We start from the raw sequence: 20,655 nt of genomic DNA on the forward strand, positions 1-20,655 counted from the left end.
CGGCGGCCGGCCTTGTACACGTGCTCTACGCTGCGTCCACTCCTGGAGAGCTCGCGGCCTTCGACAAGAGCAGAGCACAGAGCAGGGCCGTGAGCGTGAAGCCGGTCACCGCAGGGACCGCGATGAAGAGGTACAGCGAGAGATGCCCATCAGGCACCCAGGAGTCATAGTCCGGCTGGATGAAGACGACCGCCAGCATGGCGAAGGGTGCCAGCAGCCCAACGGCCGGCCAGGCAGGCAGGCGAGCAAGCAGCGCGGCCACCATGCTGAGCGGGAAGGGCGCCAGCGCGAATGCCACTGCCAGCTTGGCCTCGGAATCCGAATCGGGAGCCGGCCAGTGGAGGAGGAGCAGCAGTAAGAACCCTACCGCCGACCCCGCCAAGGCAGACTTCAACAAGAGACGCACAGAGTGATTGTCACGGATCGGGACGAACAGGTCGATGTCCAGGAGCCGGATTCGTGTGCAGGTTCGTTCAATCCAGCCCGCCGAAAAGGCGTGATCCTGATGAGATCTGCCGCTGCGAAGATCCCTGGCTCATGAGGCGACGAATGGCCCTGGTGGTTCTCCTGGTGACCGCATCCACGGTGACTGCAGGGCCGGTCGTGCGGGCCGATGCCGTGTCGGATCCGGCCGACGCCATTCAGCGCCAGCTCGTACCGGGCCATGGAGTGAAGATCGTCCAGCGTACCCGGTCGAACTGGTTCGGCAGTTGGTCCACCCACAAGCCGGTGCGCGGCGTCGTGGGGTTCGGCAAGGGCAAGATCGTGGCCACAGACCTGACGAACTACAACGTGGGACGCCACGGGACCCGCAACATCTGCATCGGAAAGCGCGGCTACCAGCTGTACGCCGAGCCCGACCGGCCGCTGCCGCCGGGCAAGAATTGGGTCACGTACGAGTGGCCGTGCCGGCTCGTTCTGAAGTCCGGCCACCATGTCAGCCTCAGCGACCCGGCCACCCTCAGAGCAGTGTTGGCCACCACCGCGCGCAAGCGGCCCGCCGGAGTCTACGACGGTGTGCGCACCACCCTCCACGAGGGCACCATCACCTTCGCGCAACTCCACAAGGTGAACCCGGCCATGCGCATCGGCTTCCGCAGCAAGCCCACCGGCGAGTACGCCTCCTGGAAGGTGTCCTGGCGGTTGTGGATCGGCCGTGACCAACTCGTCCGCAGAGCGTGGAGCGCGTGGCACGACCCGAACGACAGCCGCGACAAGTCCGCCACAGAGAACCCGTACTACGCCTTCGAAGAGGATCTCCGGTTGTCGAACTGGGGGATGAAGGCGGACATACAGCCCCCGCCCGCGGATGAGACGGTTTCGTCGGAGGAGTCGGACGACTGACCCGAAGGTCACGCCGGCCGCTTGGCCGCTTCCGACGTCGGCGCTGTGAACACCCCAGAACGAGAGCCACTGAAGATAAAAGCCGAGGCCGGTGACCTGGGCTTTGTATGAGTGGACCCCAGGAGATTCGCACTTCATCCTGCATTGCGAAGCCGCACACCGATCTCGCTCGCCCAGCGAAGACGCGCGTCAACGGTACTGATCGCGTTCCCCGTCGCTCCCCGCTGTCCCCCCTCGCCCCCGCCCCATCGGGCACGCGACGGGGTACAGGTGTCAAACTCACCACGTGATCACCGATGCGCTCGTCTTCCTCCAGTCTTGGTACGCCTCCTGCTGCAATGACGCCTGGGAACACAGTTACGGAGTGACTATCGACACCTTGGACAATCCGGGATGGCACGTGAAGATCGACCTCGTCGACACACCTCTTACGGGGGCTTTGCTAGACCTCTCAAAGGTGGAACGCACCGCGGATGACTGGGTACATGTCTGGAGCGACGGGATCCGCTTCGAAGGAGCATGTGGGCCCCTGAACCTCGGTGAGCTGTTGGAAGCATTTCGCGACTTCGTCGACAATGCCGTCTCCGTCACTGACTGACGCTCTCACCAGGCGGCCTCAGGCTGGCTGGCCCGGGGGAGCCCGACGGCAGCTTCCGGCAGAGCCCACGGCTTCACACCAGGCTGACGTTCCTGCTTGCACCAGGCCCCTGACTCTGGGGACGGCTCCCAGATATTCCCGCTACGCGGCGCCTCCGGCCTCCTTCTGGTCAGCGCCGCCCACTTCGCTCTCCGATGACCGGCTAACAGATTTGTGCCACGCCCGGTGCCGCGTCCGACCGGCAAATGCACACAGCAGCCCAAGCATTTGAAGGCTGACGTAGACGAACAGGAATCTGTAAGCATTCGGCCACACGCGCCCGTCGTTGACAGCGAACACGAAGAAGAAGCCAGCAGCACCCCAGCCCAAGCTGATCAGAATAAGCGCCCGACCGGCTCTGTACCAGCCAGATCGGCGATACGCGTCCACACCGCGAACTGTCCCACGAACACATCACCCAAACAAGACCGCCCCCGGCGGGCACTTCTCGCTCTGAAGCCTGTACGGAGTGTGAATCTCCGGGCTGGCCGAAGGCTTCGGATCCATGGGACGCCCCCGCGTAGGTACAGGCCGGTCAGATAACTGTCGGGTGTCTTGTCGAACCGGAAAGCCAGCCCACGCCACTGTTTGATCCGTTTGATGCAGCGTTGGGCCGTGTTGAGCACCTTGCAAAGATGGGATCACGGGTGACCGGCCGGCCGCCGGCAGATCCGCGCTTCTTGCGGTTGGCCGCCTGGCCCCGCAAGCAGGACGAGTGGAAGATCAAAAAGTGAGCTGTGGCCACCCGCTGACGGGACTTTTCGTTCGGATACTCGTCGTGCTCCGTCACCGTCCGAGGTTGACCAGCCTTGGGTTAGGTTGGTCGGGATGAGGACGTATGAGGATCTTCCTGCGGAGCTGGTGACCGAGCGGCTGCAGTTGCGACGATGGGTGCCGTCGGATGCAGAGCAGTTCCGCGGGTTGTGGTTCGAGCGGGACCCGCGAGTGCCGGCGGGCCGGCGGATCGACGCCGAGGGACGGCCGACGATCGAGGACGTCCGCGGCTGGCTCGTTGACAATCCGCTGACGGCGGCTCCTGGGCTCGGGTTGCTAGCCATAGAGCTGCGCGACACCAGTGAGTTCATCGGGTATTGCGGACTGACCGTCGGCCAGGGATCGTTCGACGAACCTGAGATCGCGTACGAGCTGGCACAACGAGCTCACGGCCATGGTTATGCGACAGAAGCCGCCCGTGCGGTCTTGGAAGCCGCGATTCGAACCGGGCGTCGCCGCCTCTGGGCCACTGTGCGGGAGTGGAACACACCCTCGTTCCGCGTGCTTGAGAAACTCGGCTTCCACCGAAGCGACCGCATCGACGAGGACATCGAACACGGTAACTCGATCTGGATGACGCGCGTACTCGACCCGCGATAGAGACGCGAGCATCAGCCACCAGATCACGCAGCTCGCGCAGGTGGCCGCCACCGAAGGCCTCGACGGGACGCAAGGGCTGGGAGTTGCCGGACGGCCATTCGGTGCGGACGCGCATCATCTCGACCAGCCATGCACGATCGGCGACCGCCTTCACCGCCACGACAGGGTCGGCTATGTCCTGCCTACCGGCCTCCAACGTTTCCGGGCTCGTCCGCGCGAGCAGTTGGTGCCGGTCGATGACCTCGAACCGGAAAACTCTTCGGGTTCCGTGGCGGCGTAGTGGCCTTGGGGGGGGTGAACGCGGCTGTGCTGGCCTCATGGCCGTGTTGGCCTCATCGCCCCAGGGTGAGGGTTGGGGGCAATGAGGCCGCCTGAGGGCCGTGCGACGTTCGGGGCCGGGATGCGGGCGTCCAGGCGGTCCTGTTCGGCGCTGAGCCGGGCCGTGCCGAACCGGCCAGGTCCCGGGCCCTCTGTACCAGCTCGGCGCGGCAGGCGGCGTTGGCCGCGTTGGCCCCGTCGTTGGCCTCCAGCCACGCCTGGCGGCGGCGGCCGTCGTCGTCAACCACCAGGGCGGGCTGCGCGGTGATGCCTGCGCAGCTCCTGGCCGATGCGCCAGCGCAGCAGCCCGCACAACTTCCAGGCGGAGCCGACCTGGGCCGTCAGCAGCTCGCGCACCTCCGATTCGGGCAGGTAGCGCAGCAGTAAGCATGACCAGATGGGCGATGCGGCCGAGGTCCCGCTGAACGGTCAGCTCGTGCTCGCAGTAGCGCGTGTCTCTCAGTTCCAGCTCGTCGATCAGGTTGCCGTCCAGGGTCAGGGGTGCGCAGCCACGGCATCCGGAGCACCTCTGCGGGGAACGCCTGGAGTTTGCGCCCGGTCAGGTCGAGGTGCTCTGCCCGGTCGGCCAGAGCCCGGGACACGTGATCACTCTCCGACTCGGCCGCCGTCCAAGGCTTCGGGCCACAGGACCGGCAGCCCGGCCCGCAGTCGGTCCAGGAACTCGTCGACGCTCAGGCAGCGGTCCTCCGCGTCGACGACCTCGGGCACGAACGCCTCGACGACGCTGTCCCCGACGGCGAAGTCGGCGTCGTCATCGTCGTCGTAATTGTTCACCCAGCGCCCGCCGGGGGCGTACACGTCCATGGCGTGGTCGTAGTCGATCACCCAAGGGGTATCGACGATCCCGGTCCGCAAAGAGCCGTGCTTGTACCAGCCGTAGACCAGGTGGGTGAAGGCGCCGTCGTGGATGTAGATCTCCGCTTCGCCGCCCTCCAGCCTCCCCGCCTAGGCGTGACCGCCGACGTACAGGCCGGGCCGGTCCTCATAGAGCGCGATCGGGCCGTTGACCGTATCGCCGGAGCGTCTCCATGGACCGGCCAGAACCCCGCCGTCCGAGCAGGAATGCGAGCCACCGCAACGTGTCGTCGGTCGCGCAGCCGGTAATGCAGCTCGCCGTCGCAGAGCACGTACTGGATTGAGGCGAACAGATCGATACCAACCAGTCACGAGTTCCAGCCAGGCGGAGGCTAAGCGTCACGGTTCCGGCCCAAGTTTGGCCGCGTATTGGCCGTAAGAGGCCGTAGGACGTCGGAGCCCACCGTAGACGGCCGGACACAAAGCGAGAGGCCCGTCACCGCGTTTCCGCTGGTGACGGGCCTCTCGCCGCTGGTGTGGCAGGTGCAAGGTTCGAACTTGCGTAGGCTGAGCCGACGGTTTTACAGCGGGTCGACGTTCCTGGACGCATCAGGCGACTGACCTCGGGGGACGGCTCTCGCTTGTCCGCATTCGAGGAAGATCATCCCGCGCATATCCCGCGAGGCGAAGCTAGGCGCGATCACTCGCCACGCCACCAACCCCGACGCCGCCACGCGTAATTTCAAGATCCAGTAGACACCTTGAGCATCTTCACCTGCTCGTCTTACCGTCGTGACCATGCGACAGATCGACGACCCGGACATGCTCGAGGTCATGACCAGCCGGTTTCGGATAAAGCTTTTCAGCCTCCTCTTCCGGATCGGCCCGGTCACCGTGAGTGAGCTCGCCAGACAAATGGACGCCGATCCCGGCCAGGTCAGCTATCACCTACGGCAGATGCAGAAACATGACCTGATCGAGGACGTGCCGGAGCTCGCCCGCGACAGCCGGGAACGGTGGGTGCGGACAGCCATGGGCGGGTGGGCAGTGGCGGGCCTGGAAACCCCGGAAGAGCGAGCTGCGGTGCAGGCATGGACTTCACAGTGGGTGATCGACCAGTTCGAGCGGCTGCGCGACTGGGAACGCACTCACATGACGTTTCCCGAGGACTGGCAGAACGCGGCCTTCGGAGGCAGCCACCACCTACGGCTTACCAGCGACGAGCTCGCACAGCTCCGCGACCAGCTCTATGCCGTATTGGAGCCGTGGCGCGAGCTGACCAAATCACGCGTCGAATCGAGCGAGGCTACGCCGGACAGCCGCCCGGTCTTCCTCTTCTACCACGCATTCCCCGAGGACCCCTGAGGAGCCTTCCATTCATCACCTGTATGAAGAACTTGTCCGTGCCGACCTGGCTGAGCAGCGAGCCGAGGCCGCATGGCTAGGCATGATCCCGCAGCGCCCGCGCCAGCCTGTTCTTCCCCGCCTACGCGGCAAGGTCGCGATCACGCTCCGCCGCCTCGCCGACCACCTCGAACCTGCCTGACATCCCGCAACTAAAGGCTCCGTTCCAGGCGGTACAAGGCAGGGGTGGTCAACCGCGCTCCCCGGTGAGCCAGGGTGAGGAACGAACCCTGGATCGTCGATCGCCCCCAAGCACGTACGGCGTCCAGCCATGCAGTGGCGATCGTAGGGCTGCATCTGTGCGGCGGCGCGGCAACCCCCGGTCGGTGCGTTCGGTCGGTACGGCGAGGCCGGCGTGCGGTGCCCGGCCCGGTGTCCCGCCGCCGTCCGGGACCGGCCCCCAGGCCGCACGCCCGGGCGGCGGGCGGGCGGAGGGCCGGGGGTACGGCGGCGCGCCGCGCCGCCGCTTGATACCTACAAGAGCTATTCGGCAATGCCCCGGTTGAGCCCACTGCCTCCAGGTGAAGTGAGAAAAATAGACAGGCGTCCAGCCAGTGACCGTCCGCCTTTCAGGCAGAGCAACCACCCTGCTCGGACGATCGAGACCGTGGTCGGGTGCGTGTGGACGGTGGCGCTGATGCGTCGGCGTGTGGGGACGTTGCTGTCAGTGCTGCTGTCACCTCAGCCAGGGTCACCCGGTGCCGGAGCCCGACGTAGGAGCGCCTCGGCACCGATCGCCCCAGCTACGGCCGGCGAGTGGCGAAGTGAGCGATCGTCACGGCCTCAAACGGCGACGGCTGGTCAGTCGTTCGTTCTCCGCATGGGAAAGATCAGTATGGGTCTTCTGGCCAACTCAGGTAAGCCAAGCCACAGGCTGATGTATGTTCAGATGATTCACCCAGTTGACGTTCGAACTCGACCCATGAGGCACAGATGGCCGAAACTCAAGAGCTGTCACCCCCGGATGACTGGAGCCTAGCAGAACAACGCCTGTGGACGGCATTTCGCCAGGGCGCGATGCTAGATCTAGAAGGTCCGAATCCTTTGACTAGCCCCTCTGGTAGCGAGTATTGGGGGCCAGAGAGAACCGTACGTGCAGATGTAGTTTCCCACTTGCTTGTGCACGGGCCTGTTCAATTCCCCGGTAAACCCGCCAGGTTGAGATTGAAGGGTGCTCGCATATCTGGCCTGCTTGACGTCGGATGCGCGGAACTGGCGGCTTTCCACTTCGACGAGTGCGTCTTTGACCAACGACCCTTCCTAAACGACGCTGAGGCTAAGTTCGTCGGCTTCACTGACTGTACGCTGCAAGGACTGGATGCGCAACGGCTCAGATGCACGGGCCCCGTATGGATGGTCGGCAGTCGCATTCTTGGCCCCGTTCGAATGCAAGACAGCAATATAAGCGGAGACCTTCTACTCACTGCGTCGAAAATTGAAGTGGCGCAGGCAGAGGTAGCCATCGAAATCCAGGGCGCACATATTGCCAACGACCTTGATATCCGAGATGTCCACATCACTGGCGGACTAAGCATGAGCACGGCCCAGATCGATGGCAACTTCTTGCTCAACGACGCCAGGCTCGTGAGGCCGGACTCCATAGCCCTTTATGCACCCGACCTCGTCATTGGTGGTTCAATCTTCGGCCGCTCAGGCGTACAAGTAAGCGGCAGCGTTCTTCTGGAAAACTCTACGGTCGGCGGAACCGTGGAGCTGAATCGGATAGAGATATCGCGGCCGTTGCAAATTGCGCTCGATCTCGACCATTGCCGATTTTCGATGGGCTTTCGCTGCGAAGATGCTCGCATCCGTGGCACGATACGCCTTCATCACATGGTGGCAGGCTGCCAGGTCACGCTGGCACGTACTAAAGTTGACGAGATAGAAAAAGACATGGACGCCGTCCATGCTAACCACCTAGAAGTCGATGGAGCAGCTCACTTCAGTGACGTCCATCTGGCTGGTCCTCTCACCCTGCACGGCGCGAAGATAACCTGCGATCTCCACATCTCAGGCGCCAAGGTGTCCTCCGTCAAAACGGCACCAGCTTTCCAGGCCAACGGAGCACAGATTGGCAACGATTTGCTTGCAAGAAACTGTATCATCGATGGCGAAGCCTTCATGAGCGCAATACAGATTGACGGCAACGCCATTTTTGCTGGTGCCAGCATAACCAATGGATCAGCTGATGCCCTCGACCTAAGTCGCGCTATCGTAAAAGGTTCCCTGATAGCAACTGGCTCCTTCAGCGCCATCGGTTCTGTGAAGCTGACCAATGCCTTCGTCGGAGTCAACCTCATGCTCACGGAAGCGGCGCTCAAGAATCCGCGCGGTATAGCCTTGGCTGCGTCTGGTGTGCGTGTTACCGGCGACATGATCGCCGACCGTTGCACCATGGATGGCTTAGTCGATCTGGCTAGTAGCCTACTCGACGGAGACCTCCGCTTTGTCGACGCTACGTTGTTGGGTCTCAGCGCTGACGAGTCATCTCTTGGTGCTGCAGTCGATGCGAAAGGGGAATGGCGTGGTCTGGCTATGCGATGTACGGGAGCACGGATAGCTGGCAACGTGGACTTACGCGGAGCCAAACTGAAGCGAGAGCTGATGCTAAACAGTGCGACGATCGGACGCTCTGTGCACCTCGCGAGCATCCATCTAGCTACCGAAGGGCCGTATGCGCTGCGCGCTGATGGACTCACGGCCGATACACTCGTACTGAAACCCGCCTCTCAGCCGATTCATGCTATTTCTTTAGCATCGGCAAACATCCAGGAACTTGTGGATGATGTCACCTCTTGGCCGCAGAAGGCACACATCAACATATCCGGACTTCAATACAGTCGTCTTGATTCTGACGTTTCCATATCCGAACGCCTGGCGTGGCTTAAGCGCGCTACACCGACCTACGCGGCGCAGCCTTATGAGAAGCTCGCCGCCTGCCTTGATCTTGCTGGCCAGCAAGGCGATGCCCGCGCCGTACGCCTGGCGTCGGTCCGGCGAGCGCACCGTTCGAAGAATCTAATGATCCATATGTGGGGTAATCTTCAGGACGCAGTCATCGGGTACGGTTATGCGCCGATTCGGGCGCTAGTCATCTTCGCAGTGCTGCTAGTGGGTGCAGGCCTCTGGTTTTCCCTCGGAGTAACCCCTTGTCCCTCTACAGGGTGGGGTTTGTGTCCCGTCAAGGCCGACGAGCATCCGACCTGGGATCCATGGCTGTACGCGCTCGACCTATTGATACCACTCGTTGACCTCGGACACGAAAAGTCATGGGACCCACTCGGCCTATCAAAGCTGGTCGCCATGATTCTCATAATGAGCGGATGGGTGCTGACCACTACGGTAATCGCTGCCGCCAGTCGAACCCTCCGACGCACGTAGTCCGTGGGGATTATCAGCGCGAACACTGCCGCAAGATTCTCTGAGTGCGTCCGGGCAGGCTGGCCTGTGGCCGCTTTGGGCGCGTGGGCGGTGCTGGCCGCGACCAGCCGGAGAGCTGCAGCGCGGCCAGCAACCGCCCGACGCGGCAGGCCGCCGCAGGCGCGCTGCCCTTGACGGTGTAGAGAACTTGTTTCATCCAGCGAACTCTCAGGCAGGCACCCAGCACAGCACGTGGTCTCGGACGGCCGGAAGCCATGTACCACGGATGCGTTAGACGGTAGCTTCACGGTGTGGCTGATGACGCTGAGCTGACGCGCTGGGTGGTGCATGGCGAGCGGTTGATCTATGACAACCGGTGGATCCGGCTCGGGATGGCCGATGTGGAGATCCCGGGCGGGGAGCGGTTCGAGCATCATGTGGTGCATCTGGATCGGGCTGCCATCGCCGTCGTCGTGGATGAGCAGGATCGGGTGTTGCTGATGTGGCGGCACCGGTTCGTGTTCGATCGGTGGGGGTGGGAGCTTCCCGGTGGGCTGGTCGAGGCCGGCGAAGATCCGATGGCGACGGCCGTGCGGGAGGTGGAGGAGGAGACCGGGTATCGGCCGAAGCGGGTTGAGCATCTGGTGAGCTACCAGCCGATGGCCGGCATGGTGGACTCCGAGCACATTCTGTTCCTGGTGCATGGCGCCGAGCTGGTCGGCAAGCCTGAGGGTGAGGTGGAGGCCGATCGGATCGAATGGGTGCCGATGGCCGAGATCCCCAACATGATCGCCCGCGGGGACATCTGGACGTCCGGGACGCTGATCGGGTTGCTTCAGGCTCAGCAGCGACTCAACGGCCGAGAGCACGGTTGACCGCTCGCGAGAGTTCTTCGATGCGGCGGCGTTGACGGCGGCAGCCGGTCATGGTCGCCAACTGCTTGGCGCGCTGGATGTGGGGCTGTGCTGCCTCAGGTTCGCCGGCTGCGAGCAGGGCGTGGCCGAGGTCGCAGCGGACGCCTGCTTCGGCGCGGTTGTAGGTGCCGTCCATCCCGGCGAGTGATGAGCGCAGGTCTTCGACGGTGCTGGGGTCGCCGAAGCGGAGCAGGCAGCTTCCGCGCCAGCGGGCGAAGTGGTGGACGTTGATCGACAGGTAGGGCATGTCCGGGTCGCCGTCGCCTTCTGGCAACACTGCGGCGGCGTGGTCGAGCGCGCGGCGGCAGGCGTCTTCGTCGCCGAGGATCGCCGCGGCTTCGGCTTCGGCCGCTGCGAGCCATGTTCTGAGGCGGGCCGGGACGCGGTCGCGGTGCGTGGCGTGGATGTGCTGGAGGAGTTCGGCGGCTTCGGCGGGGCGGCCCAGGTCCATGAGGACGTATGCCTGTTCGCCGGAGACGTAGGCCAGGACGGCGGCGTCCTCGGCTTCGCGGGCGGCGGCCTTGGCTCGTTCGTAGTGGTTCCAGGCGTCGTTGAGCGCCACGGTGTTGATGGCCTGCCAACCGGCCAACGACGCTGTTTCGGCAAGTAGGTGGGCGAGCTGCGTGCGGATGCGTGGACGGACGGCGTGGCGGTGGGCTCGTTCGATCTGGGCCATCTGGGCGTGCATCTTGTCGGCGATGGCGATGCTGCCGAGTCGGCGGTCCTGGAGGCGGAGGTTGTTGGTGTCCGTGCGCAGGATCATGACCATGGTGTCGTCGACGGCTGCCGCGGCTTCCAGGCGGGCGGTGAGTTCGTCGGTCTGCTCCTGGTGCTCGTCGTCGAGGTCGCCTGTCGGGGACGCGGTGTCGAGCGGAGCCAGGCCAAGGAGCATGCGGGCGTGGTCGGGTAGGCCGAGTCCGGTGGCGATGCGTTCGAAGACGGCCAGTTCTTCGATGGGGCCGGCCGTTCCGTTGAAGATCTTGTTGACGCGGGGCTGGGCGATTTCGGTCGCTGATGCGATGCGAACCTGACTGATTCCGCCGTATTTGGCGACCAGGCGGAACAGTCCCGCGATGTCGCGGTTTTTCAGGCTTTCTCGCATATCGTCGCGTTCCCATACCGATGGCGGGAGCTTGATCGGTTGGAAACCACTCGCGCGCATGCGACCCTCCGGAACTCGTACTCCGAGATTGTGCATTGCTGTGCGGCGGACTCTATATGCCTCGGCCGTATATCGCCGTGGGATATGTATAAACGGTTGGTCCATTCATGCTCTGCCGCATGACAACTCCAGTCAGGTGCGAAGAATGCGAGGGGCGGGGATGGAAGATCGTCACCCGTCGTGGGCATGTGGCGGCATCGAGGTTGGGTGCGGCCTCGTCGGCCACCACTGAGTGCCTTCACTGCGAAGGGGCCGAGCACGGTCCTGGCGCCGGCGAGGCGTTCGAGTGGGAGGTCCGGGTCCGGTCCGGCCTCGGTGAGGAACTGGGGACGTGCGGTTCGAGCTCGTTCCAGGCGACCGCCATGGATGAGCTGCGCAAGGCCATGCGGGGCATGTCGGTGGATGCCAGCGCGGTGCTGGGGCGGATTGTCCACAGCGTCTACGGGCTCGCGGCCGTGCCGGATGAGGCCACCCGGCGCGAGATCTTCCGGGCCTACCTCGACGCGGCGGGCTCGGTGCGGTTCGAGCGGGTGGCCGAATGACGCCCCCCGTCGTGATCTCGATCGATCCGCGTCGTTCCGCCGAACTGCTCCGGGAAGCGCTGGAGCAGAACGGCATCAGCGCCGATGTTCATGACGGGTACGGGCTCGCCCTGGTGTCGGTATGGGTCGGGCTGGTGGTGTGGTGCGACGGTCGTCACTACTGGTGGCGAACCGGCTGGAATGTCGCCCGTCGTCGCGTCATCTATGCCTGGCATCCGGCGATTGATCCGGTGCGGGCCGCTCGTCGCATCTCTATGCATTATTCGGACCTGCGCAGGACGCAGCCATATTCGGCGTTGATCGCCGATCTTGTTGACGGGGTCGAGTAATGACCGGCCGGCGGGTGTCGTGCGGGGTCGGGACGGAACGCCGTAATTGCTCGCTCGTGCAGCACGCGGTTGTGCGCGGCGCTCTCAAGGCGTTGTGTGGCGAGACGATTCAGCTCGTGGTGATCGGTGATTGGCAGGTGCCGTTCATGCCGAGCGTCGCGAGCGCTTGCGAGGAGTGTGTACGCCTCCTGGCGGGGCGTTCTGAGTCCTAATCATGGCCTGACAAGTCTTGGCTCAGCCGGTACTGTACTTATGCGGACAAGCGCAAGAGTGAACGGACGGCCAACATGAGCATGGACTTCGCCCCGCCGAAATATGCGCAGGTCATGCAGGCGATCCAGGAGCGCATCGAGTCGGGCGAGTACGCACCCGGTGACATGCTGCCGTCCGAGACGCAGCTTGTTCGTGAGCTGGGCGTTGGGCGCACCACGGTGGTGCGAGCACTTCAGACGCTCGCCATGCAGGGGTGGATCGAGCGCGAGCACGGGCGCGGGTCCTTTGTGAAGGGCCGGCCAGAACGCGAGGCCGAGACCGTACGTCCTGGTCTTGGCGCTGCGGAGCAGGGAGAGAGCGCAGACAGTCTCGTTGAGGTGGCGCGGGTTCCGGCTCCCCGGCATGTCGCGAAGTTGCTCGGGGTCGCCGAGCGTACGCCGGTGATCGTCCGTAAGCGGGTGGCTCGTCAGGCGGATCTCGTCTCAGCGGTGGAGACAGTGTGGGTGCCGCTGGAGATCGCGGTGGGGACCGACCTGGACAAGGCCGAGCCATTGCGGGGCGGCATCCGCAAGCACCTCCAGGCGGTCAAGCATGTGCGGTTCGATCGCATCACCGAGCGGCTGGCCGCGCGTAAGCCCACGAAGGACGAGGCCGAACTACTGGGCTCCCCCAATCCGGTGCTCGGCGTGACAGCGACGGTACACGACCCTGCGGGGAACGTCCTGTTGGCCATGAGTCTGGCGCTGCCTGGCAGCCTGCATGAGCTTGAGGATGTCTACAAGGTGAGGTAATTCTTACCGCGCCACTCCGGCTCAACCACTTGTGCGGACGAGTGGCCACAGCCTACTCTCAACTCATGCGGACAAGTGGATGAGCGAACGACGGGCTCTCCACCGCTATCGAGAGGAACCACATGGCAATCCAGGGACCCATTCCCGTCACCTACACCATGGTCTTCCCGCACGGCTGCTACATCGTCGGCGAGGTCGAGCCCGTCAAGGACTTCGACGCCTCGTCCAACGGCCGGTTCGTGCAGGCCCGCGACAAGCAGACCCAAGAGCTGGTCTGGCAGGTCGCGGTCATGGACGGTGACCCGACCCTCAAGCCCGCTCAGAAGACGGTCGCGGTCAAGATCCTCGCGCCGGTCCAGCCGGTACCACCGCAGCCAATGCCGGGGCTGCCGTTCACGCCGGTCGAGTTCAACGGCATCGCCATCACGCCGTACGTCAACGCCGCCGGACGCCTCGCGTACTCGATCAAGGTTCGCGAGATGTACGCGCCTCGCCAGACTGCCCAGCCCGCTCAGAACAAGGCTTCGGCCGGAAAGGACGCCGCCTGATGACCCGACGCCGTACCCCGCGCAACAGCGTGATCCGGCTGACCACCGGGCATGCCGCCCGCACCCTCAACCACCCGTTCGCCCGCCGTGAGCCCGTCCTGGCGCTCGACTTCGGCGCCACCTCCGTCCTGGTCACCACCAGCGGCCCAGTCACGGTGGAGGACCTGCAGTTCGCCCGCCAGCTCGCCCACGAGGCCTACCGCTTCGCCCGCTCCGTCGAGCGCAGCTTCTACGGCCTGGCCGACGGCAAGGGGGTCGCGGCATGAGTCGACGCCCGTACACCTACGTCACCCTGTCCCTGGAGCCGGAGTCCACGCCGCACATCGGCGTCTCCTTCCACACGCCCACGCTCAAGGTCCGCGCTGGTCTCCTGCTCAGTAGTCCGCGCCCGTACCTGGAACTCCACTCTCACGAGGCGAACGTCCACATCTCCACCACCGGAGCCGGCCCGGTCACCGACGCCGATCTGAACACCGCCCGCGAGATCTTCACCGCCGCCGCTCGCTACCTGGCCGACTGCGAGCAGTTGCACGCCGAACAGGCCGACAAGGACGCCACCGACACGGCGACCTGACATGAGGCGGGGCCGCTGGAAGCGGCAACTTCCGGCGGCCCCTCGGTTCTCCCCTGACTCCACATCACGAGAGGTTCCAAGCTTATGTTCAAGCGGCTGCCTGGCGACGAGGCGCGCAACCTCGTCTCCACCACGCCCGACACGGCCGTCGTCTTCCGACCGGCCGTGGTCAAGACACCCGCAATCCTGACCATCATCATCCTCATCGGTCGCACGGTCGCCAGACTCGTCCGTACGATCTGGCGTCACCCCATCGCGACCGCCATCCTCGTCGCCCTCGGCGCTCTCTGGTACGTCTACGGCTGGCCCGTGGCGGCGTCCCTGTCCGGGACAGTCGTCATGGCCTTGGCCTCCTGGGCGTTCCTCGACCGACCGTCCTTCGCCCGTCTCGTCGGCTACCGGCTGCTGGCCTGGTGGCGGCTCGTCTGGATCTACCGGCGACATTGGCAACCCGTCATGATCGTCTCCGGCCTCGGCCGTCACCTCCGGGGCCGTGACTACCTGCCCCGGCTGGGCAAGGTCACCTGTACCTCGTGGGCCGACGTGATCACCGTACGCATGCTCAAGGGCCAGGCGGTCAAGGACTGGGTGGATCGCACCGACCACCTGGCCCAGGGCTTCGGCGCGACGTCGTGCCGTGTAGCGCTGTCTCATGCTGGGCGCCTGTCGCTGACCTTCCCGCGCAGCGATCCACTCGCCTCTCCCCTGCCGGCGCTCGCCATACCGGACGAGCCGACCGTGGGGCCGGTCGAGATCGGCAAAGGCGAGGATGGGCGGCCGTGGCGGCTCAAGGTGCACGGCACCCATGTCCTCGTCGCGGGCGCGACCGGGGCCGGCAAAGGGTCGATCATCTGGTCCGTCATCCGCTCCCTACTCCCCGCCGCCGACGCGGGCCTGGTCGACTTGTGGGCTCTGGACCCCAAACTCATGGAGCTGTCCTACGGCCGCGCCTTGTTCGGCTCCCGGTACGCGGCCACGCCGGAGGACTGTGCCGATCTGCTGGACCACGCCGTGTGCGTCATGCAGAAGCGGGCGGCTCGGTTCGCGGGGCTCCAGCGCTCCCACACCCCCACCGTGGTTGATCCGTTCGTCCTGGTCGTCGTCGATGAGGTGGCGTTCCTGACCGCCTACCAGTCCGACCGGCAACTACGGCAACGCATCTCCGCAGCGCTGGCCACCCTGACCACCCAAGGCCGCGCAGTCGGTGTCGGCGTCCTGGCCGCTCTTCAGGATCCGCGCAAAGAGGTCATGAACATCCGCAACCTGTTCCCTGACAAGATCGCCCTCCGGCTGGACGAGTCCGAGCAGGTGGACATGGTCCTCGGCGACGGCGCACGTGACCGGGGCGCGCTCGCCGATCACATCTCGCCGGTTCCGGAGCTGGGCGCGGGCGTTGGCTACGTCCGGCTGGAAGCCAGCCCCGAACCTGTCCGGGTCCGCGCCGCCTACGTCTCCGATCACGACATCCGCGCCATGGTCGACGCCTACGCCCAGCGTGGGGAGGCAGCGTGAAGGTCTGCTTCCACGGCACCGCCGACGAAATCGGCCGGGTCGCCGGTCGCCCCCTCCTGGTCCTGCTGACCGCCCGTGATCTGCCCCGTATGCGGGTCTTCGAGCTCTACCAGCCTCATGTCCACGCCTCCCCCTCCCACGAGCACTACCGGCTCTGCGCCGTGATGACCGAGACCGCCGACGAAGGGAGGACCGCGTGACCCATCCGCACGACCGCGCACTACCTCGGGCCGTCCGCCAGGCCATGCCGATGGCCCGGGACGTGCTCGTGGAGGTCGCCATACTCCATGGGGTCTGCATCCGGCCCGTCCCGCTGCGGCGGCTCGACATCGTCACCGGCAAGTCCGAGATCATCGACGTCCCGTGCGGGGCCGTCCTCGCCAGCAAGTGCCCGCCGTGCGCCAAGCGCAACCGGCAGCTCCGCATGGCCCAATGCCGCGAAGGCTGGCACCTCGACAGCGAACCCACGATCACACCCGACGAGTCGAACGAGGAACAGCGCTGGCTGATCGAGTTCCGCGCCGACTACCAAGCCCAGCGCGACGCCGCCGAAAAGGCCGGCGACGACACCGCCGAAATCGACGCGATCATCACCGGCCTGGACGAGGAGATCAACGCCGCAGGCATGCGCGGCAACATCCTGGGCCGTAAGACCGCCAAACGCTCCCGCTCCACGAGGCGGCGTCAGGACGCGCCCGACCTGCCCAAGCGCAAGATGACCAGCACAACCCTTGGACGCACCTTCACCAGCACCGACGGCAAGACCTATCGGCCATCACTATTCGTCACGCTCACCCTGCCCAGTTACGGCAAGGTCCGTGACGGCGTCCCGATCGACCCCGACACCTACGACTACCGGCGCGCCGCTCGTGACGCGCTGCACTTCCCCAAGCTCGTGGATCGCTTCGTGCAGAACCTACGCCGGGTCGCGGGCTATGACGTGCAGTACTTCGCGGCTGTAGAGCCTCAGAAGCGGCTCGCGCCGCACCTGCACATGGCCATCCGCGGAACGCTCCCACGAACCGAGATCAAGCAAATAGCTGCGGCCACCTATCACCAGGTGTGGTGGCCCTCAACCGACGATGTGCGCTTCGACGGCGACCACCTGCCCATCTGGCAGGACGGGAACGGCTACCTCGACCCGAGCACTGGCGAGCTTCTGCCCACCTGGGACGAGGCCCTTGACGCCTTGGATAAGGACGCCGAACCCCTCCACGTTCTGCGCTTCGGCGATCAGGTGGACGTGCAAGGTGTTCTCGCCGGTACCCCGGACGCCGACCAGTGCATCCGGTACCTGTCCAAGTACCTCACCAAGTCCATCGGCGACAGCCTCGGCGGCGGCCAAGCCCAGTGCGAGCACGCCGCGCGCATGGTGGATGCCCTGCGCTACGAACCCTGCTCGCCGTCCTGCCCGAACTGGCTGCGCTATGGCGTCCAGCCCAAGAACGCCAAGGCGGGGATGGCTCCGGGCCGGTGCCGCTCCAAGGCGCACAAGTCTGAACACCTCGGCTACGCCGGCCGCCGCGTCCTGGTCTCCCGCAAGTGGTCCAACAAGACCCTCGCCGAACACAAGCAGGACCGCCGCACCTGGGTCCTCGAAGCCCTCGGCCAGGCCGCCGAACCGACAGACCCACATCGCTACGTCTGGCGCCCTGTCCCGGCCGGAGACGCCAACGTGCCACCGCTGGCCGTCCGTCTCCTGCGAACCGTGGCCGAACGCCAACGATGGCGAGCCCACCTCCGAGAGCTGGAAGCCAGAGCAGTCGGATCAGATCTTTCGGCAACTGAGGAGACAGGGAGGGCGGCATGAGCAGGCGAAATGAACTCCTCACCGTGGCCCAGGTCCTCGACGAACTCGGCGGAGTCTCCCGCCGCACGTTCTACCGCTGGCGCGAGATTGGCAAGGCACCGAAGGGCATCCGCCTGCCCAACGGCGAACTCCGCATCTACCGCAGCGATCTCGACGCCTGGCTCGAATCCCTCCGGAGTGCAGCATGACGACCTCGTACGACGTGAAGTTCTGGGAGATCCGGCGGAACAAGTCCAGCAAGTCACCCTCCTATGAGGTGCGCTGGAAGGTCGGCGGCCGGGAGAAGTCCAAGACCTACAAGACCAAGGCCCTCGGCGAGAGCTTCCTGACCGACCTGCGGCAGGCTGCAAGACGCGGTGACGCATTCGACCTGGAGACCGGTCTTCCCGAGTCGATGATCAAAGCCAAGGACGCGCGGACCGTCCTCGACTTCGTGAAGGCATATGTCGAGGCCCGTTGGCCACACGCGGCTGCCAAGAGCCGTGACAGCATGTCCGACGCCCTGGCGACGGCTCTCCCGGCACTGACCACAGACAAGGCAGGGCGGCCGGACGCTGCCCTCCTCCGCACTGCCCTGCGTCAGTACGTTCTCCTGCCCGAAGACAAGCGGCCCACGATGCCCGCCGACATAGCGCGGGCCGTCCGCTGGCTGGAAGCGGCCTCTCTCACCATGGAAGACCTCAACGAGACCAAGGCCGTCCGCCTGGCCCTGGACGCCCTCACGCTACGCCTGGACGGCAAGAAGGCCGGCGCCAACACGATCAAGCGGAAGCGCGCCATCCTGCACCACGTCTTTGAGTACGCGGTGGAGTTGGAGGAGCTGCCGTCCAACCCGCTGCATCGCATCAAGTGGAAGCTCCCGAAGACCACCGAAACAGTGGATCCGCGGGTTGTGGTCAATCCTGGCCAGGCCCGCGAACTGCTCGTAGCGCTCACCTACGTCGGCAAGCGCCAGCGTGGCGGGAAGGGCCGGGGACAGCGGTTGATGGCCATGTTCGCCTGCATGTACTTCGCCGCCCTCCGGCCTGGCGAGGCCGTCAGCCTCCGCGAGCAGGACTGCCACCTCCCACCGCATGGCTGGGGACGGCTCACTCTCGACGGCTCGCGCCCCGAGGTGAACCGCCGATGGACCGATACCGGTGACGCTCACGAACTACGTGGTCTCAAGCATCGAGGCCAGGATGACGTCCGCCGCATCCCGATCCCTCCGGAACTGGTCAAGATCCTTCGGCAACACATCACAGAGTTCGGCGTCGCCCCTGACGGGCGGCTGTTCCGCAGTGAGCGCGGCGGCGTGGTCGCCTCGACGGCCTACACCGAGGTCTGGCAGGAAGCCCGCACCCTCGCGCTCACGCCCGCCCAGGTCGCCTCACCACTCGCCCGCCGACCGTACGACCTCCGGCATGCGGCCGTCTCCCTCTGGCTCAACGGCGGCGTACCGGCCCCAGAAGTGGCAGCCCGTGCCGGCCACGGGGTGGATGTCCTGCTGCGTGTCTACGCCAAGTGCATCGACGGCCAGGAGGACATCGTCAATCAGAGGATCGCGGACGTACTCACCGAATGAGATCACGAGAGCACTCCGAAGGGCTCCGGCTTCCCCCGGGGCCTTTCGGCGTTGGAGGGCGGCAGCATTCCGCACACACTCCGGAACATGGGCGCCCACCTGGGGAAACGTCCCCAGATCCATCCCGCGTATATCCCGTGACCAGCGACAAACGGCCGCTCAGGGCTGCATCTGGCTGCATACCCCTGAAACGCAGAAGAGGCCCCGAAGGGCCTCTGTCCTGCAGCTACTGCTGGTGGCAGGTGCAAGGTTCGAACTTGCGTAGGCTGAGCCGACGGTTTTACAGTCCCGTCGCAAGCACGAGCGGAGCTGGGCATGGACTCATATGGAGCTCAATTTAGCCGCGTATTGGCCGTGATCAGGCTTCAGACCGGGTTCTACCTCCATGGGTTCGGCCCGCTCAAACTCCAGCCCCCACCTCGGACGGCAGTGGGCCGAGCGCGGCGGCAAGCAAAAGGTCCACGACCGCGAACCCTGGCTCTGCCGACGGGCGATCTACACCCGCCGCACGGGGTCCGGCACCCGTTTTCCGCCTACGACCTGGCCGCAGACAAGCTCTACGGCCACATCAACTCGAAGAACCACATCACGTTCCTCGAGTTCTGCCGCTACCTGCGCAGCCTCTGCCCGCCCGAAACCCGCATCGCGATCGTGCCCGACAACTTTTCCCCGCGCCTGACCACGCAGAAGGACACCCGGATCGGAGGCTAGGCCGCAGCCAAGAACATCGAGTGCGCCTACACCCCGACCAACAGCTTATGGTTGAACTTCGTCGAGGTCCGGTTCACCGGTCTCCGCTACTACGCAATGGATAGCAGCGACCACGCTGCCCCAAGTAACAGGGCAACTTGTTCCGCCGCCACTTTGGCGGAGCAAGCACGCAACCGACGAAGAGCTATGCGAAGTAGCCAATAGAGCGAACGTTACCTGAGGTGCCACTAGGTAGGTCACACCTCCAGTTGCGGCAACCCACCCCCCACTGCAGTGGCTTCGATCCCCCAATCAAATACCGCATGAAGTGCCACCGATGGGCGATCCCACGATTGCCCTTCACTAATTTCTTCAGCCAGCTCTCGGGCCACCTTCTCTATAATTCTTATAAGGGTGGGAAGATCAGCTTGGTCATGCGAGAGCAGCATCTCCGAATTGACGAAAAGCAGCACAAGTGTCCGCACGGAAAGCCATTCATAGACATCCGCCAGACATTCGTCAAACGCTGGCCAATTGTGTCCAAAGTAGTCTGGAAAGGAAAGTCCGTCTGCTACAACCTCGAAAAAATCCTCGAGCGTGGTCATAATTCCAGCATCGAAGCAGACGATGGCCACTTCCGACGAAACCTCTCGAGCAGTCCAACATGCGTCCGGGCGACCAACAAGATCTATTTTATAGACCCATGGCGACTCGGCGCGCGAGAGGCGTTCGACTAGACTTGCGAGGCTCATG

At 64.8% G+C, this 20,655-nt stretch carries 22 protein-coding genes; 18 read left to right on the top strand and 4 right to left on the bottom strand.

Going from position 1 to position 20,655, the window contains the following annotated elements:
• Window positions 1-25 precede the first annotated feature (25 nt).
• Window positions 26-406, bottom strand: a complete 381-nt coding sequence (locus AB0J46_RS05735) for a hypothetical protein (protein ID WP_364326907.1) — start codon at window positions 404-406, stop codon at window positions 26-28.
• 143 nt (window positions 407-549) lie between these two features.
• Here AB0J46_RS05735 and AB0J46_RS05740 point away from each other — a divergent pair, with 143 nt between their 5' ends.
• The 3 genes from AB0J46_RS05740 to AB0J46_RS05750 all read left to right on the top strand — a co-directional run bounded on the left by AB0J46_RS05740 (window position 550) and on the right by AB0J46_RS05750 (window position 3,355).
• A complete protein-coding gene (locus tag AB0J46_RS05740) occupies window positions 550-1,344 on the top strand; it encodes a hypothetical protein (protein WP_364326910.1) in 795 nt (264 codons plus the stop codon).
• Between the two features lie 286 nt (window positions 1,345-1,630).
• A complete protein-coding gene (locus AB0J46_RS05745; RefSeq protein WP_364326913.1) occupies window positions 1,631-1,942 on the top strand; it encodes an immunity 53 family protein in 312 nt (103 codons plus the stop codon).
• Window positions 1,943-2,809: 867 nt separating this feature from the next.
• Complete coding sequence (locus tag AB0J46_RS05750; protein WP_364326916.1) at window positions 2,810-3,355, top strand: GNAT family N-acetyltransferase; 546 nt, start codon at window positions 2,810-2,812, stop codon at window positions 3,353-3,355.
• Between the two features lie 924 nt (window positions 3,356-4,279).
• Here AB0J46_RS05750 and AB0J46_RS05755 read toward each other — a convergent pair.
• On the bottom strand, window positions 4,280-4,519 hold the full coding sequence (locus AB0J46_RS05755; protein WP_364326919.1) for a hypothetical protein: 240 nt from the start codon (window positions 4,517-4,519) through the stop codon (window positions 4,280-4,282).
• A 768-nt stretch (window positions 4,520-5,287) separates the two neighbouring features.
• On the opposite strand from AB0J46_RS05755, the gene AB0J46_RS05760 reads away from it, so the two are divergent.
• The 3 genes from AB0J46_RS05760 (at window position 5,288) to AB0J46_RS05770 (ending at window position 10,128) form a co-directional block, all read left to right on the top strand.
• The gene (locus AB0J46_RS05760) at window positions 5,288-5,854 is read left to right on the top strand and encodes a helix-turn-helix domain-containing protein (protein ID WP_364326922.1); all 567 of its coding nucleotides are present in this window, start codon (window positions 5,288-5,290) and stop codon (window positions 5,852-5,854) included.
• A 1,197-nt stretch (window positions 5,855-7,051) separates the two neighbouring features.
• The gene (locus AB0J46_RS05765; RefSeq protein WP_364326925.1) at window positions 7,052-9,274 is read left to right on the top strand and encodes a hypothetical protein; all 2,223 of its coding nucleotides are present in this window, start codon (window positions 7,052-7,054) and stop codon (window positions 9,272-9,274) included.
• Window positions 9,275-9,564: 290 nt separating this feature from the next.
• Window positions 9,565-10,128: an NUDIX hydrolase gene (locus AB0J46_RS05770; protein ID WP_364326928.1), complete on the top strand. Its 564-nt coding sequence runs from the start codon at window positions 9,565-9,567 to the stop codon at window positions 10,126-10,128.
• Here the strand turns inward: AB0J46_RS05770 and AB0J46_RS05775 are convergent.
• Complete coding sequence (locus tag AB0J46_RS05775; RefSeq protein WP_364326931.1) at window positions 10,106-11,329, bottom strand: XRE family transcriptional regulator; 1,224 nt, start codon at window positions 11,327-11,329, stop codon at window positions 10,106-10,108. The genes AB0J46_RS05770 and AB0J46_RS05775 overlap by 23 nt on opposite strands.
• A gap of 362 nt (window positions 11,330-11,691) precedes the next feature.
• Here AB0J46_RS05775 and AB0J46_RS05780 point away from each other — a divergent pair, with 362 nt between their 5' ends.
• From AB0J46_RS05780 to AB0J46_RS05835, 12 genes are all read left to right on the top strand, one after another.
• Entirely contained in the window at window positions 11,692-11,871 is a 180-nt protein-coding gene (locus AB0J46_RS05780) for a hypothetical protein (protein WP_364326934.1), read from the top strand.
• An 11-nt stretch (window positions 11,872-11,882) separates the two neighbouring features.
• Complete coding sequence (locus AB0J46_RS05785) at window positions 11,883-12,200, top strand: hypothetical protein (protein WP_364326937.1); 318 nt, start codon at window positions 11,883-11,885, stop codon at window positions 12,198-12,200.
• Between the two features lie 287 nt (window positions 12,201-12,487).
• The gene (locus tag AB0J46_RS05790; RefSeq protein ID WP_364326940.1) at window positions 12,488-13,204 is read left to right on the top strand and encodes a GntR family transcriptional regulator; all 717 of its coding nucleotides are present in this window, start codon (window positions 12,488-12,490) and stop codon (window positions 13,202-13,204) included.
• A 122-nt stretch (window positions 13,205-13,326) separates the two neighbouring features.
• On the top strand, window positions 13,327-13,752 hold the full coding sequence (locus AB0J46_RS05795; protein ID WP_364326943.1) for a plasmid replication, integration and excision activator: 426 nt from the start codon (window positions 13,327-13,329) through the stop codon (window positions 13,750-13,752).
• A complete protein-coding gene (locus AB0J46_RS05800; protein ID WP_364326946.1) occupies window positions 13,752-14,018 on the top strand; it encodes a hypothetical protein in 267 nt (88 codons plus the stop codon). Before AB0J46_RS05795 ends, AB0J46_RS05800 begins: the two co-directional genes overlap by 1 nt.
• Window positions 14,015-14,326, top strand: coding sequence for a hypothetical protein (locus AB0J46_RS05805; protein ID WP_364326949.1), 312 nt, complete (start codon window positions 14,015-14,017; stop codon window positions 14,324-14,326). Before AB0J46_RS05800 ends, AB0J46_RS05805 begins: the two co-directional genes overlap by 4 nt.
• 84 nt (window positions 14,327-14,410) lie before the next feature.
• Entirely contained in the window at window positions 14,411-15,838 is a 1,428-nt protein-coding gene (locus tag AB0J46_RS05810) for an FtsK/SpoIIIE domain-containing protein (RefSeq protein ID WP_364326952.1), read from the top strand.
• Entirely contained in the window at window positions 15,835-16,038 is a 204-nt protein-coding gene (locus AB0J46_RS05815) for a hypothetical protein (protein ID WP_364326955.1), read from the top strand. Before AB0J46_RS05810 ends, AB0J46_RS05815 begins: the two co-directional genes overlap by 4 nt.
• Window positions 16,035-17,648 carry a replication initiator gene (locus tag AB0J46_RS05820; protein ID WP_364326958.1) on the top strand — a complete coding sequence of 538 codons (1,614 nt, stop codon included), beginning with the start codon at window positions 16,035-16,037 and terminating at the stop codon, window positions 17,646-17,648. Before AB0J46_RS05815 ends, AB0J46_RS05820 begins: the two co-directional genes overlap by 4 nt.
• Window positions 17,645-17,836, top strand: coding sequence for a helix-turn-helix domain-containing protein (locus AB0J46_RS05825; protein WP_364326961.1), 192 nt, complete (start codon window positions 17,645-17,647; stop codon window positions 17,834-17,836). The genes AB0J46_RS05820 and AB0J46_RS05825 overlap by 4 nt, the downstream gene beginning before the upstream one ends.
• Complete coding sequence (locus AB0J46_RS05830) at window positions 17,833-19,212, top strand: site-specific integrase (RefSeq protein WP_364326964.1); 1,380 nt, start codon at window positions 17,833-17,835, stop codon at window positions 19,210-19,212. The genes AB0J46_RS05825 and AB0J46_RS05830 overlap by 4 nt, the downstream gene beginning before the upstream one ends.
• Window positions 19,213-19,566: 354 nt before the next feature.
• On the top strand, window positions 19,567-19,923 hold the full coding sequence (locus AB0J46_RS05835; protein WP_364326967.1) for a hypothetical protein: 357 nt from the start codon (window positions 19,567-19,569) through the stop codon (window positions 19,921-19,923).
• A 236-nt stretch (window positions 19,924-20,159) separates the two neighbouring features.
• Here AB0J46_RS05835 and AB0J46_RS05840 read toward each other — a convergent pair whose 3' ends face one another.
• Complete coding sequence (locus tag AB0J46_RS05840) at window positions 20,160-20,654, bottom strand: barstar family protein (RefSeq protein WP_364326970.1); 495 nt, start codon at window positions 20,652-20,654, stop codon at window positions 20,160-20,162.
• Between the last annotated feature and the right edge of the window lies 1 nt (window position 20,655).

This window comes from Nonomuraea sp. NPDC049758, assembly GCF_040674635.1.
In the GTDB taxonomy this organism is placed as follows: domain Bacteria; phylum Actinomycetota; class Actinomycetes; order Streptosporangiales; family Streptosporangiaceae; genus Nonomuraea.

Coding starts and splice junctions, on each gene's coding strand:
- AB0J46_RS05740 (WP_364326910.1), top strand. CDS start 550: ATGGCCCTGGTGGTTCTCCTGGTGACCGCATCCACGGTGACTGCAGGG.
- AB0J46_RS05750 (WP_364326916.1), top strand. CDS start 2,810: ATGAGGACGTATGAGGATCTTCCTGCGGAGCTGGTGACCGAGCGGCTG.
- AB0J46_RS05760 (WP_364326922.1), top strand. CDS start 5,288: ATGCGACAGATCGACGACCCGGACATGCTCGAGGTCATGACCAGCCGG.
- AB0J46_RS05775 (WP_364326931.1), bottom strand. CDS start 11,329: ATGCGCGCGAGTGGTTTCCAACCGATCAAGCTCCCGCCATCGGTATGG.
- AB0J46_RS05780 (WP_364326934.1), top strand. CDS start 11,692: ATGGATGAGCTGCGCAAGGCCATGCGGGGCATGTCGGTGGATGCCAGC.
- AB0J46_RS05790 (WP_364326940.1), top strand. CDS start 12,488: ATGAGCATGGACTTCGCCCCGCCGAAATATGCGCAGGTCATGCAGGCG.
- AB0J46_RS05795 (WP_364326943.1), top strand. CDS start 13,327: ATGGCAATCCAGGGACCCATTCCCGTCACCTACACCATGGTCTTCCCG.
- AB0J46_RS05800 (WP_364326946.1), top strand. CDS start 13,752: ATGACCCGACGCCGTACCCCGCGCAACAGCGTGATCCGGCTGACCACC.
- AB0J46_RS05805 (WP_364326949.1), top strand. CDS start 14,015: ATGAGTCGACGCCCGTACACCTACGTCACCCTGTCCCTGGAGCCGGAG.
- AB0J46_RS05810 (WP_364326952.1), top strand. CDS start 14,411: ATGTTCAAGCGGCTGCCTGGCGACGAGGCGCGCAACCTCGTCTCCACC.
- AB0J46_RS05825 (WP_364326961.1), top strand. CDS start 17,645: ATGAGCAGGCGAAATGAACTCCTCACCGTGGCCCAGGTCCTCGACGAA.
- AB0J46_RS05830 (WP_364326964.1), top strand. CDS start 17,833: ATGACGACCTCGTACGACGTGAAGTTCTGGGAGATCCGGCGGAACAAG.
- AB0J46_RS05840 (WP_364326970.1), bottom strand. CDS start 20,654: ATGAGCCTCGCAAGTCTAGTCGAACGCCTCTCGCGCGCCGAGTCGCCA.